This window comes from Oscillospiraceae bacterium, from assembly GCA_009780275.1.
Classification (GTDB): domain Bacteria; phylum Bacillota; class Clostridia; order Oscillospirales; family UBA929; genus WRAI01.
In genome coordinates, this window is record WRAI01000003.1 from 1 (window position 1) to 13363 (window position 13363).

General features: G+C 50.1%; 10 protein-coding genes and 1 tRNA gene. 7 read left to right on the top strand and 4 right to left on the bottom strand.

All coding sequences use genetic code 11. From position 1 onward, the window contains the following. Nucleotides 1-1035, top strand: a 1035-nt coding sequence (locus FWE06_01345) for a PAS domain-containing sensor histidine kinase (GenBank protein MCL2545826.1), incomplete at its 5' end; no start/stop codon positions are given. A 42-nt stretch (nucleotides 1036-1077) separates the two neighbouring features. Here FWE06_01345 and FWE06_01350 read toward each other — a convergent pair. Genes FWE06_01350 through FWE06_01360 form a run of 3 tightly spaced genes read right to left on the bottom strand, consistent with a single transcriptional unit; the run spans nucleotide 1078 to nucleotide 3189 of the window. After that, nucleotides 1078-1509, bottom strand: a complete 432-nt coding sequence (locus tag FWE06_01350; protein ID MCL2545827.1) for an aspartate carbamoyltransferase regulatory subunit — start codon at nucleotides 1507-1509, stop codon at nucleotides 1078-1080. Continuing rightward, complete coding sequence (gene pyrB, locus FWE06_01355; GenBank protein MCL2545828.1) at nucleotides 1509-2435, bottom strand: aspartate carbamoyltransferase; 927 nt, start codon at nucleotides 2433-2435, stop codon at nucleotides 1509-1511. The genes FWE06_01350 and pyrB overlap by 1 nt, the downstream gene beginning before the upstream one ends. A gap of 58 nt (nucleotides 2436-2493) precedes the next feature. Continuing rightward, nucleotides 2494-3189, bottom strand: coding sequence for a hypothetical protein (locus FWE06_01360; protein MCL2545829.1), 696 nt, complete (start codon nucleotides 3187-3189; stop codon nucleotides 2494-2496). Between the two features lie 286 nt (nucleotides 3190-3475). Here FWE06_01360 and FWE06_01365 point away from each other — a divergent pair, with 286 nt between their 5' ends. Beyond that, nucleotides 3476-6628 carry an S-layer homology domain-containing protein gene (locus FWE06_01365; GenBank protein ID MCL2545830.1) on the top strand — a complete coding sequence of 1051 codons (3153 nt, stop codon included), beginning with the start codon at nucleotides 3476-3478 and terminating at the stop codon, nucleotides 6626-6628. A gap of 60 nt (nucleotides 6629-6688) precedes the next feature. Here the strand turns inward: FWE06_01365 and FWE06_01370 are convergent. Further along, nucleotides 6689-6764, bottom strand: a tRNA-Val gene (locus FWE06_01370). A gap of 175 nt (nucleotides 6765-6939) precedes the next feature. Here FWE06_01370 and FWE06_01375 point away from each other — a divergent pair. The 5 genes from FWE06_01375 to polA all read left to right on the top strand — a co-directional run bounded on the left by FWE06_01375 (nucleotide 6940) and on the right by polA (nucleotide 13340). After that, nucleotides 6940-7809 carry a hypothetical protein gene (locus FWE06_01375; protein MCL2545831.1) on the top strand — a complete coding sequence of 290 codons (870 nt, stop codon included), beginning with the start codon at nucleotides 6940-6942 and terminating at the stop codon, nucleotides 7807-7809. An 11-nt stretch (nucleotides 7810-7820) separates the two neighbouring features. Then, nucleotides 7821-8480: an O-methyltransferase gene (locus tag FWE06_01380; protein ID MCL2545832.1), complete on the top strand. Its 660-nt coding sequence runs from the start codon at nucleotides 7821-7823 to the stop codon at nucleotides 8478-8480. A gap of 146 nt (nucleotides 8481-8626) precedes the next feature. Continuing rightward, the gene (gene cysE / locus FWE06_01385; protein MCL2545833.1) at nucleotides 8627-9274 is read left to right on the top strand and encodes a serine O-acetyltransferase; all 648 of its coding nucleotides are present in this window, start codon (nucleotides 8627-8629) and stop codon (nucleotides 9272-9274) included. Between the two features lie 83 nt (nucleotides 9275-9357). Then, nucleotides 9358-10740: a cysteine--tRNA ligase gene (gene cysS, locus FWE06_01390; GenBank protein ID MCL2545834.1), complete on the top strand. Its 1383-nt coding sequence runs from the start codon at nucleotides 9358-9360 to the stop codon at nucleotides 10738-10740. Beyond that, nucleotides 10737-13340 carry a DNA polymerase I gene (polA, locus tag FWE06_01395; GenBank protein ID MCL2545835.1) on the top strand — a complete coding sequence of 868 codons (2604 nt, stop codon included), beginning with the start codon at nucleotides 10737-10739 and terminating at the stop codon, nucleotides 13338-13340. Before cysS ends, polA begins: the two co-directional genes overlap by 4 nt. The last annotated feature ends 23 nt before the right edge of the window (nucleotides 13341-13363 follow it).

A 13363-nucleotide genomic window follows, 5' to 3' on the forward strand; every position in this document is an offset into this window, starting at 1 on the left:
ATCCAAATGTTGCATCGCGCGTTATCTGCAACACAAAAATCATTACAAAAAGAACAGGCAAAAGCTAACTACATCTTATCCAGCATGTCTGAAGGCTTCGTACTGCTCGACAAGCAAAAAAACATCCTACTCTGCAACAACAGCGCGCAGGAATTTTTTGCTTGTCCCAATCAACCCGAAACCATTTATAACCTCACACGGCATAAAAAGCTGCTCACTGCCATCGACAATGCCGGCAGTGGCGGACAATCAAGTATACTTGATGTCAAACTCACCCGCCACGCTAAAGTTTATGTGCGGCCGTCACGTGCCGCCGGCAACACATCGGGCGTGACGATGCTGCTGGTCGATATGACCGCAGAAAAAGAGTTAGAGACAAAGAAGCGGGATTTCTTTACCAACGCCTCACATGAGTTGAAGACCCCGATCACCTCGATTATCGGTTTCTCCGAAATGCTCAATCAGAATCTCATCAAGGGCGAAGATGAAAAAAAAGCCGCCATGCAGCGCATAGAAGCCGAAGCCAAGCGCATGTCGGGGCTGATTAATGATATTTTAACCATCTCGCGGCTGGAGTCAGACGGCAAACGCAACCTTGCGCAGTTTGATTTCAGTGATGTTGCGCGCGAGGCCATCGACGCTCTTGCACCACAAGCCGTCGGCATTGAAATCAATGCCGATTTAACACCGCTTATCTGCCGTGCTGATAAGCGACAGCTGTATGATTTATGCGTCAATCTCATTGAAAACGCCGTAAAATACAACAAGCCGAACGGAGACGTTTTTGTTTCTGCTGCAAAAAAAGGCGGCAACCTTGTCTTTACTGTCAAAGACACCGGCATCGGCATTCCGGCAGAGTATCAAACCCGTATCTTCGAGCGTTTCTTCCGCGTCGACGAAATGCGTCAAATTGCCGGCACGGGGTTGGGATTGTCGATTGTCAAGCACATTGTCGGGAGTTACAACGGCAATATTTCGTTGCAGAGTTGTAACAACGCGGGAACTGAGATTGTGGTGATGTTGCCGTTGCTGTAAGCCAATGCTCATTTGGTGCGTGGCTTGATTTACGCATGCCTCCTACATCCCGCTCGCCCGTTCCTCACAATACACGCACCGATACAACCCCGCCTGCTCGTCACACAATGTAAACGTATGCACAACGCCTCGCTCCGCAGCAGTCACGCAACGGGGATTTTTGCATTTGATGGCATTTTCTACTTTCTGTGGTAAACTCATGCGCTCTTTGTTGACAACGCGGCCGCCCTCGATGATATTGACCGTGGCGTTGGCGTCAATCAATCCAATGACGGCATAATCAAGCGCGATATTATTCTGGATTTTTATGATGTCTTTGCGTCCGCAGCGATTGCTGGCGGCGTTGGTGACGATAGCAACCGTGAAATCGACATTATTTAGCCCCAAGTGATGGTATAGTTTAATGCCCAAGCCTTGCCTGATGTGGTCAATGACAATGCCTTTGTCAATGGGATTTACAAACTGCTTATCCATTAAAATTGCCTCCCCAGTATGCTCGCCAACAGTGCCATTCTGACATACATCCCGTTCTTGACTTGCTCAAAATACGCTGCACGCGGGTCGCTGTCGATGACGACGGCAATTTCATTGACACGCGGCAAAGGATGCAAGATTGCCATGTTTTCGCGCGCCGTTTTCAATTTGGCAATATCCAAAATATAGCGGTCTTTAAGCCGGATATACTCCTCTTCGTTGAAGAACCGTTCACGCTGCACCCGCGTCATGTATAAAATGTCCAATTCCGGCATGGACTGCACTAAGTCTGCTGTTTCAACGAATGGTATGCCGTTTTCTTGCAAGTAGTCGCGAAGGTACTGCGGCACAGTCAACTCATCGGGTGAAACGAAGACAAATTTCACGTTGGGATACCGCCCCAAATTTTTGACCAGTGAATGCACTGTGCGCCCAAATTTCAAATCGCCGCAACAGCCGATCGTTAAATTATCCAGTCGCCCCAAACGCTGCTGTATCGTCATCAAGTCGGTCAAAGTCTGCGTCGGGTGCTCACGTCCGCCGTCACCGGCATTGATAACCGGCACATCACTTACGCCCGCCGCCACCAACGGTGCGCCTTCTTTGGGGCTTCGCATGACAATCACGTCAGCATACTGGCCGGCCATAATGATGGTATCCGACAGGCTCTCGCCCTTAGAGACGCTGGAGCTTGCCGCCTCAGAAAACCCAATCACAGACCCGCCCAGCCGTTGCATAGCAGCCTCGAAACTTAGCCGCGTACGCGTACTCGGCTCAAAAAACAAAGACGCCATCACCGTGGCGTCTAAGCAATGGGTATACCGCGACGAATCACACATCATGTCCGCCGCCATTGTCAACAATTGGGCTTGTTCGTCAAGCGACAAGTCCAAGGTATTGATGAGATTCCGTGCTTGTAAATTCATGCCCTGTCCCCTCTCTTGTTTCGACGGTATTTTATCATGCATTACACTCTGCTGTCAACTATGCGAAATTCGTGTACTCGACCAGACGGAACTCGCGGACAGCAAGGGTACCCTGGCCGACCCACATGCTCAAGCCCACAAGGACAAAAGAAAAGTTTTCGTAATATTCATTTCCTAAAACGCCCCTTATGATTTCCGCGAGCGATGCACGCCCCCTATAGTGCCCTGTATACAAACCATACTCAGAATCACCTCTAATCGCCGCATCTACCCAAATGACACTGCCGAATACATCTAGAAAATGAATATGTGCTTCATCAGCCACTTCAACGTCAAAATAAAGATACGTATTCGCCCAAGAATTCTGCAAAATAGCCAATGGCTCATTCAACACATAATCGATAGCTGCCCAGCCAGCCGTGCCTTGAGCCCTATTAAAAATATAAACGCTGTTTTCTTCTGTTATCTCAATAATATCTTCTTCCCATATCCGGTCTATATCGTCTTCATTCACGGTATATATTTCATCAAACTCAACACCAATCGTATGGCTAGGGATATAAAATGGCCATTCTGTCTCACTGCCATCTGTCCAGCCATCCGTCGGCAAATCAAAGATGTCAAAGATGACTCGAGGCTCTGTATCATCTTCAATCGACGGCAGTATCGCCACATTGCCATCTCCCGCGCAACCCCAAAGACTCACCAGCATAACTAAAGCAGCAACCATTGCCAAAATTTGTTTCCGATTCATGCAGCACCGCCGAATTTTTTTTATTTTATCCGATATTTTTGCCTGTTGATGTGTGTTGTTAGTGCAAGGCAACTTCTACGCCTCTTGCCATATAACATATACGTTGACCAAAATGCTTTACAATTACCGACAGTATAACATAAATGTGACACATTTTACAACGCTTATCGCAGCCAACACACAACATACAGCAAACTTAGCGGTAAAAAACCACTTGCCAGATTGCCACGTTGTGTGATATAATAGGTCAATTATATGTGCGCGCACCAACTTTTAAGGAGAACAAATGATGAGAACAAAACGTATCTTGGCACTTTTAGTCTGCCTGTCCCTGTTTATGAGCATGTTCGGCATCGCTGCTGCTACGCCTATTGCGCCGACCAACGCGAATAATGGTGTCGTGTTTGATATCTTCGACATACCCACTATCGCCTGGGGCAGAGCTCCGGGCGGCGATGGTACAATCGGCAATATCACCAACCAAAATGGTGCCTACACGTTCCACAACGTCGGCGGCGGCTGGCCAAATGCCACCGTTACTTTTGGCGAGGAAATCCCTTTCTCACCGGAAGATTTGCACTACATTCATTTTCATTTTGATATTGAGGTTGCATACAACGCCAGCGTTCACTTTATCGACATTGACTTCCCCCAAGGCGCCAGAGCAAACTGGACGATTCAAGCTTTTGGCAACGGACTCACCGACGTTGGCGACCTCTTGCCCGGTCGTTATATCGGCAGTGCCAGCTTAGCCAACGTCATTGACTATCATTTTGAGCTTGAGCCAAACTCCAGCGACGGCTTTGACTTTGTATTCGGTACATTTCCGTTTGATGACCTTCTCTTTTCGGGTCTGACCATTTGGGCGGTCGGTGGCGACGTCACTGTCCGCGAATTCCGTTTAATTGACACGCGCATTGTCGATATGCGCCCGCTCCCAACCTCGGAGATAGACACGCCTAACAGTTGGGCACATACATACATGCGCGACGCGTTGCAGCATGGCATCGTCGGTGCACAATTGCCTTCGGGTGTTGCTTTCCGCCAAGGCGCGCCACGCTGGTACATCGCTGAGCTTTTGGCTAACTTTATGGTTGTGTACAGCAACGCGGCAAACCTTGATGCCGTCGTTGCCAACTGGCTTGCCGTTGATGGCAATGTGCCCGGAAACATTAACTTTCCGGATGTGCCTGCGACTCATCCTCAATATGCGCAAATTACGGCGTTGGCAACCATGGGCGTTATTACGGGCGGCACATTTGACGGCGTGTTTGGCTTTGGCCCCAATCACACGCTGACGCGCGCGCAAGCCGCTGTTGGTTTGGCAAATATGATGAGGGCTTTGGGCTACGACATTACAAATTACGATGATGCTTCTGTCTTTGCCGATTGGGGCATTCCCGTGGCAAACGGCGGCATTCAGTCTTGGGCGCATATGCCGGTTTCTTTCTTGTATCATTACGACGTGATGGGCAACACGACAAGTGAAATCAATCTACTTCCTGACGGCTCAAACTACGTATTCAGCCCCAACATGGCATTTGATACCCAACAGCTGATCACTGCTATGGTGCGTATGTTGTTAGAGGTTGAATGGCCAAGCCCCACGCTTGTTTCTATGCTTGACTTCCTTGATGTTCCGCCAAGCGCGTGGCGCGCCCTGCGTGTGGCCGGCGAAGCTGCACAAATCGATATTGTCAACGGCAACCTCGCTGTGCGCAACCTTGTCGGCGGTTGGCCAAGCCGTGTGCTTGACCTGCGCGATGAAAACATCAGCATTCCCGAAAGCGATTGGGATTACATTTCGCTTATCATTGACGTAGATGTAACTGTCGCAAACTTTAACGGCTACGCCAACATCATCCTTTCGACCGATGCAGGCGACCGAGAGATAGTCGGTGAAGTAACCATAGCACCTATCTCCGCACCGCAGCTAAGGGCAGGCAATCATCGTTTAACATTGCCTTTGCGGAGCATTTTGCCGAATGGAACAAGCGGCAGCATTGACATTGAGGGCATGCTGATTCAAGTGGTGCAAGCCGGTACGGTTGTCACAGTAAATCAATTGATGTTGCACGATAGCCGTGATGGGTACGAGTTCATTGCGCCCGAACCACAACCTGATCCTGAAGATGAGGCAAATTTCCTTGTTTTCGACACGGCCACTATCGTTGCGGGCGGCTCCGGCACGGCAACTGTCAGAGGCGACGGCAACGGTGGGCGCGTCACGATTACCAACAGCGGCGGCGGCTGGCCACGCGCCACTTTGACCGTTGCCAACCCGGTCGGCATTCCGCGCGACGAATGGCACAACTATGAATTTGTCTATGACTTCACGGCATCCAGCAGCGGCGAGGTTTCCATCGCGTTGGTTAGCGAAGTTGAAGCAAATGCGCCTCGACACTACGCCTCCTTGACCAACTACTTACGCATTATGGGCGCGCAACGCGGCGGCGATGACAACGATATTGTCGGCAGCCGGTATTCCGGCACGGTCAACTTGCGCACCCTGCTGACCAGCATGCAATTTGACGCTGATGTGTTCTATATGTACGGCTTGTACGTTTTTGCCATCGGCGATGGTACGGTGGTTCGCGTTGATGCGGCGCATGTTGTTCCGATTGAAGAAGAAGACGTTGAGTTGTTCCCCGCTGATCAAGTGCCGGTCATTCTTTATCACATGGTACTGCCATGTGCCATTTATGAGGAAAACGGTTGGCAAAATAACAGCGTTGTTTTACGTTTGCGGCATTTTTATGAGCAAATGCGCTACCTGTACGAAGAGGGCTTTACGCCTATCACGGCATTGCAATTTGAGGAATGGTTTTTTGACAACTCCGTGTTGTTACCCAAAAATCCTGTACTGTTGCACTTTGACGACGGCTATATGAGCGACTATATGTTTGCCGCCCCTGTCCTGCGTCAGTTCGGTTTCGTGGCAACAAATTTCCGACATACGGTAACAATCTATCCGCAATACCAGTGGAACACAGGGCGCTATGATCTCGTTGGCCAAGGCACAAACCATATGGCGAGACGTCACATGATTCGTACCAAAGATGTCTTTGAACACGCCTCGCATTCGCATGATATGCACCAAGGCGGCTGGCATCTCAGCAATTTGTACAATCAACTTGGACATGCCGGACTGGTCTCTCACCTTCGCAACGACTTCCGCACAAGCATTAATGCTGCGCCCATGACCCTGCGCCATGTTTTTGCTTATACTTATGGCGTTAACAACGCCGCATACCATGAGGCATTAGAGGCAGAGGGCGTGACACACGCGTTTGATGTAACTCCTCAGCCGGCACGGCGCACGGATAATCGCTGGACCATCTCTCGCTATATGATTGACTCAGCCGGTTCACGTTCAAATTACCCGATGTGGCTGTTCAGCGCAATTGCCAACGGCACAGCAGCAGGCAACCACGGCTAATCACATACCGCTAACATATACTCAAAACTAAAAAACGCCCTCACTGTGAGGGCGTTTTTTTGGTGGACGATAACAGATTCGAACTGCTGACCCTTCGCACGTCAAGCGAATGCTCTACCAACTGAGCTAATCGTCCAAGCACCAGGCAACGTTAATTCATTATACACAAAATTTACGACTTGTCAATAGCCCGACAAGCATTGTCGAACAAAAATTTTAATTCTCACCTAAAAATGTGTTGACATAACCTTTCTAACATGTTAGAATTAGGTCAAGTATGGCAATCTATATCAAAGGGGAGTCAATGTAATATGAACGTTCACAACGACAATAGTAGCGGTTTCGGCGACTGTGCCGGACACAATATGCCCGTGGGCGGCGGTCATCCCGATCCAAACGCCTATGGTCATGGCAATATGGACGGCATCAGCGGCATTCCCGCGCCCAATGCCGTGCCTTATCAACACGCACCGAATTACTATGAGCCCCACCCCGCTGCACCGCTCGATCATGGACAATCTCAATCTATTGGTACGGCATATCCGCCGCAAGCGACGCCCGCCGTGCCGACGGGCTATGTGCCGTACGACGCAAACACGTATCCAACTGAGCAACAGGCCTACTACACCGCGCCGCCCGCAGATAGCACTCATGTTGCCAGCGACGCTTTACAAGACCAACTGGCACAACTGTCGAGTTTAGTTTATTACGACAGCGGCAGCATCAACGCCAACACCAATTTTTCGCTGTTTTATCACAACGCATTCACACAAAAACTGCGCTTTGAAATGGCAAATATGATGATTGTCGCTGACCACTACACCGCGGTGTTTGATACATTGCAATCGGTGGCACAACTGTTTTCCGAAAGCGGTTTTGCCGGACTTCCAACCGCTAAAAGCATGACAAACAGCCAATTTATGAAAAATTTGCTCACACTGATGGGTGATTCATGGCCTGAAAACGCCGAACATACACCATTCGCCCGTGCCATGTATTGGGTGTTGCCGACATTGTTATCGGGCGCGTCACGTGACCGTACATTCATTGAAAACACACTTTACTACGAAGGTTTACTGATGATTGCTTGCGGCAATTATACATATAACATGGTACAATTTCGGTTGTTAGGCCTATTGGGCATTCAGCTGTCACTGGAAGAGTGCTTGGCACAGGACTGATTTAAGAGTACATGGACGTTTGGGTCAGCAATGATTCTTTCATAAGCGAATTTCTTGTTGAAGAAGATGTCGCGCTAAAACAGGCCTTTGAGCGCAGCCGAGAACTCAATTTGCCTGATATGGAAATATCTCCTGCACAAGGAAAATTTTTGTACTTGTTGGCACGCATTAAAAACGCCAAACGCATCCTCGAAATCGGCACATTTTGCGGTTACAGCACAATTTGGTTGGCGAAAGCCGTTGCCGATGGCGGCATTGTGATCAGCCTCGAATGCGATGAAAGCTACGCCAACATAGCGAAAAAAAATATAGACAGTGCCGGCCTTTCAAATCAAGCGACTGTCTTGACAGGCGATGCGATTAATTTATTGAACCAAATGATTGCCGCCAAAGAAGAGTATTTCGATATGATTTTTATCGATGCCGATAAACCCAACTATCCCCAATATTTGGAGTTATCTTTGCAACTTGCAAAAAATGGCACGATTATCTGTGGCGACAATGTCATCCGTAATGGTGAACTGGTTAATACCGACAATTTCGACCCCAAAGTACAAGGTGTCCGACGATTTGTAGAGATGTTGGGACATATGAAAGCTCTCGAGTCAACCGCGCTACAAACTGTCGGTGTAAAAGGGTATGACGGCTTTACTGTAAGCATTGTCAAATAACCACCTTACTTTCTCTAAGCAGGCGGCACGATTTGTGCCGCCTGTTTTTTTGTTTGACATTCTTGCCACGCCACGGTATAATACATATACTGAACGTAGGGCTGTGCTTTGCACACCCGCAACGCACAGCAGGAGGTGCCTCCTATATGTTCAAGCAATGGAAAGAAGACATCGCCGCCATTCGGACACGTGACCCGGCAGCGCGAAATAATTTTGAAGTATTTTTCCTGTACGCCGGATTCAAGGCACTGCGGCGGCATCGCCGTGCCCATTGGTGGTACAATCGAAAACATTATTTCATCGCCCGCTGGATTTCCGAGCGCACGCGGCGCAAAACGGGCATTGAAATTCACCCTGCCGCCAAAATCGGAAAAGGGCTTTTTATCGACCACGGTTCCGGCGTTGTCATTGGCGAAACGGTCGAAATTGGCGACAATGTGACCATCTACCAAGGTGTGACGCTGGGCGGCACGGGCAAGGATAAAGGCAAACGCCACCCTAGCATTGGCAACAATGTGTTGATTGGCGCAGGTGCCGCAATATTGGGGCCGTTTACCGTGCATGACAATGCGCGGATTGCCAGCGGCGCGGTAGTGCTGAAAGAAGTGCCTGAAAACGCTACGGCAGTGGGCGTTCCGGCGCGAATTGTCCGCATTGGCGACCAAAAAATATCGCCCCTTGACCACGTGAATACGCCCGACCCGGTCAACCAATGCATTTCACAGTTGCAGAAAGATGTTGACGAATTAAAGGCTAAGCTCGGCATACAGCGCGACACTAACGGCGCACTGTAGCGAATTGTGCGGACAAATACTGTTTGCTCACAAGTTGATAATCTTACCAAGGTAAGATGTCATGCCCTACAACAGGAGGAACTATGCTCAAATTTTACAATACACGCTCCCGCCAAAAAGAGGATTTCATGCCACTGGCCACCGATACCGTTTCCATTTATACCTGTGGCCCGACGGTTTATGCACAGGCGCATATCGGTAACTTGCGCGCTTATCTGTTCATGGACAGTTTGCGTCGCATCTTGCGTCGCAATGGCTACACGCTTCGACACTGCATGAATATCACCGACGTAGGTCACTTAACTGATGACGGCGATGACGGCGAAGATAAAATGAGCGCTGCCGCAAAAAAACAAAGGCTGTCACCATGGGACATCGCTAAGCATTATACCGAACTTTTTATGCGCGATATGGAGGCATTGCACATCGACTTGCCCGAAATCATCACACCCGCAACGGGTTATATTGACGATATGATTGATTTCGTACAAGCCTTACAAGATAAAGGTTACGCCTATGAAATTGACGATGGCGTTTATTTTGATATATCTAAATTCCCTGAATACGGCCAGCTTGCCCGCTTGAATCTTGACGAACAAAAGGCAGGCGCGCGCGTTGAAGTCAACAACCAAAAGCGCAACCCCTTTGACTTCGCGTTGTGGAAAAAGGCCGAACCGTCGCACATTATGCAGTGGCCGTCGCCGTGGGGACAGGGCTATCCCGGCTGGCATATCGAGTGTTCAGCCATTTCCCGCCACCATTTGGGCGATATGTTCGACATTCACACCGGTGGCGAGGATCATATCCCTGTCCATCACGAAAATGAAATCGCGCAATCCTGCGCCCTGCTGGGTCATGCGGGCGCGAAATTATGGATGCACAACGCCTTTTTACAAGTCGATGGCGGCAAAATGGGCAAAAGTTTGGGTAACGCTTACACGCTGGATGATTTGCGTGACAAGGGCTACGCGCCTGTACATTACCGCTACCTCTGCACTAACGCACACTATCGCAGCAAATGCAATTTCACTTGGGACGGCATCGCGGCCGCCAAGACGGCACAGCAACGTTACGCGGCCACCATTAAGGCACATCAAGGCAAAACGTCGCCTGATTTAGATATTGCACAGCTTGAAGCTCATCGCACGGCCTTTGACGAGGCGCTCAATGATGATTTGAATCTGCCCAAAGCCTTAGGTATCGCGCATACAACAGCAAAATTACCCTTTGACGATCGTGTGTATCAAGCATTGTTGTCGTTTGACGAAGTGTTGCAACTGTTACATGACGCCCCAAATGATGAAATTAAGGACCTCCCCGCCGAAATTACGACACTGTTGGAACAACGCGCTAATGCTCGCTCAGCAAAGGATTGGGCTCAGAGCGACAGCTTGCGTGACACCATCGCTGCCGCCGGATACACCGTTAAGGACACCGCCAACGGACAGGAGTGTGCAAAATCGTGAAATTGCTCGCCATCGACGGGAATAGCTTGCTCAACCGTGCCTATTACGGCATCCGCCCGCTCTCGACACGTGAGGGTGTGCCAACCAACGCCGTTTATGGCTTTATAACTATGCTCCAACGCCTGCAAAACGAGTACAGTCCCGATGCTATCTGCGTTTGCTTCGATGTCAAACAGCCAACATTTCGGCATAAACGCTACGACCAATACAAGGCGACACGCAAGCCGGCGGACGAGAATTTAACGGTACAATTCCCGCTCGTCAAAGACATTTTAGCTGCTATGAACATTCCCTATTACGAACTTGTCGGCTACGAGGCCGATGATTTATTGGGTACCATTGCCAAGAAGTGCATCGAAAGTGGCAACGATTGCTTGATTGCCACGGGCGACCGCGATGCTTGGCAATTGGTTGGCGACGGCGTGACGGTACTGCACATTCACAGCAGGCTGCAACAGTCGGGAACCGATTACGTCAATACTGCGTACATTCAGAATAAATACGGCCTTTCGCCGCAAGCACTCATCGACCTCAAGGCCCTAATGGGCGACAACAGCGACAACATCCCGGGCGTGCCGGGACTTGGCGAAAAAACGGCATTGCCACTCATCCAATCAGCGCAAACGCTGGACGCGTTATATGCCGACCTCGATACACACGTGCCGCGCCAATCTGTACGGGACAAGCTCTCCGCTCACCGTGATTTAGCCTTTTTGAGCCGTGATTTAGTGACTATCGACATCGATGTGCCGTTGGAGTTTGATTTGAAAGACACGACAATCAAGCCGCCCAATGCTGACGCGCTATACAAGCTGTTTAAGAAACTTGAGTTCGGCAGTTTTATTAAGAAATGGCAGTTAAGTCCACCGGAAAGTGATGAGGCGATTGAGTCAAAATACACTCCCTGCCCTGTTACAGTCATCGACACACCGGAGGCGCTCAGCGCCCTCACGGCACAACTGACAACGCACCACACACCCGCCGCACTCTGGCTGACCCCGCACGGCTTGCTCAACGCCTTGTGTGAGGGTGGAAAGACTTACGTTATCAAAGCTGATGTTCCAGATTTGTTGGCATTGGACTTCCCCAAAATCGTCTACAACGCCAAATCGCTGTATCGGCGGCACGATATCGCTACCGTACAGTTTGACGTGCTGCTTGCCGCCCATCTATGTGCGCCTGACCGCACTAAATTGGACTTACCGTCACTCGCCGCCGATGTGCTGGGCGTTGAATTGCCTGCACCACTGTTTGAAGAAGCTGAGGGTTGCGGCGTACTGTCAGACGGCGCGGCTGAAACGGCAATTTCTCAATGGGTCGACGCGCTCTTTTCCTTGAACAAACACTACGCCGAAGCCCTTGAACAACAGGGCTTGACGGCATTGTACAACGATATAGAATTGCCGCTATCTCGCGTACTTGCTGAGATGGAAGACATCGGCATTGCCATTGACCGCGAGGCGTTGCAGACATTCGGTTCATTGTTGCGCGAGAAAGTTACTGAGCAGGAAAGGTTGGCTGCAGAGTCGATTGCGCCGATTGAACCTATCAACTGGCATTCTCCCAAGCAGTTGAGCGTGTTGCTCTTTGAAACGCTGCAACTCCCCACTAAGCGCAAAACCAAGACCGGCTACTCGACCGATATTGACGTGTTGGAATCGCTGCGCGGCAAACATCCCATCGTTGAACATATGATCGAGCTGCGCACGTTAAGTAAACTGTCCAGCACTTACGCCGAAGGCTTACAACGCGCCATTGGCGACGATGGACGCATTCACACCACATTTCAAATGACGGCAACCGTCACCGGGCGACTGTCATCCACCGAACCGAATTTGCAAAATATCCCTATCCGCACTGAGCTTGGCGGCGAACTGCGCCGTATGTTTGTAGCAAGTCGCGAAGATTATTTACTTGTCGATGCCGATTATTCGCAAATCGAATTGCGTGTGCTGGCGCATATCGCTAATGATGCCGTGATGAAAGAGGCGTTTAGCAAAGGCTTAGACATTCACACCATCACAGCTTGTGAAATTTTCGGCTGCGAACCGAGCGCCGTTACGCCACTCATGCGACGACAAGCCAAGGCCATCAATTTCGGCATTGTCTACGGTATGGGCGAACACAGCCTTGCCGTTGATTTGGGCATCACGCACGCCGAGGCAAAGGCTTACCGCAACAGCTACTTCGCTCGCTTTTCCGGCGTGCACGAATATCAAAAAAATATTGTTGAAACGGCGAAACAACAAGGTTACGTCAGCACCATTCTAGGGCGGCGGCGACCCTTGCCCGAGCTGCAATCATCCAACCACAATATCCGCGCGTTCGGCGAACGTGCCGCGCTCAACGCGCCCATTCAAGGCAGCTCCGCCGACATCATCAAACTCGCCATGTTGACAGTGCATCAAGCCTTATCACAATCGGGCTTGCAGGCAAAATTACTGCTACAAGTGCATGACGAACTATTGCTGGAATGCCCCAAGGACGAAGCCAATGACGTTTGCGTACTAGTCAGACGATGTATGGAGAACGTGTACGCGCTGACGGTGCCACTGGTGGCAGACATAGCGGTAGGCAAGACTTGGCAGGAGGCGCATTAAACATAAGAGCCGCCGTACACGAG

Bases quoted from the DNA above. Each gene is read 5' to 3' on its own strand.
- FWE06_01350 (MCL2545827.1), bottom strand. From the start codon at position 1,509: ATGGATAAGCAGTTTGTAAATCCCATTGACAAAGGCATTGTCATTGAC.
- pyrB (MCL2545828.1), bottom strand. From the start codon at position 2,435: ATGAATTTACAAGCACGGAATCTCATCAATACCTTGGACTTGTCGCTT.
- FWE06_01360 (MCL2545829.1), bottom strand. From the start codon at position 3,189: ATGAATCGGAAACAAATTTTGGCAATGGTTGCTGCTTTAGTTATGCTG.
- FWE06_01365 (MCL2545830.1), top strand. From the start codon at position 3,476: ATGATGAGAACAAAACGTATCTTGGCACTTTTAGTCTGCCTGTCCCTG.
- FWE06_01375 (MCL2545831.1), top strand. From the start codon at position 6,940: ATGAACGTTCACAACGACAATAGTAGCGGTTTCGGCGACTGTGCCGGA.
- FWE06_01380 (MCL2545832.1), top strand. From the start codon at position 7,821: ATGGACGTTTGGGTCAGCAATGATTCTTTCATAAGCGAATTTCTTGTT.
- cysE (MCL2545833.1), top strand. From the start codon at position 8,627: ATGTTCAAGCAATGGAAAGAAGACATCGCCGCCATTCGGACACGTGAC.
- cysS (MCL2545834.1), top strand. From the start codon at position 9,358: ATGCTCAAATTTTACAATACACGCTCCCGCCAAAAAGAGGATTTCATG.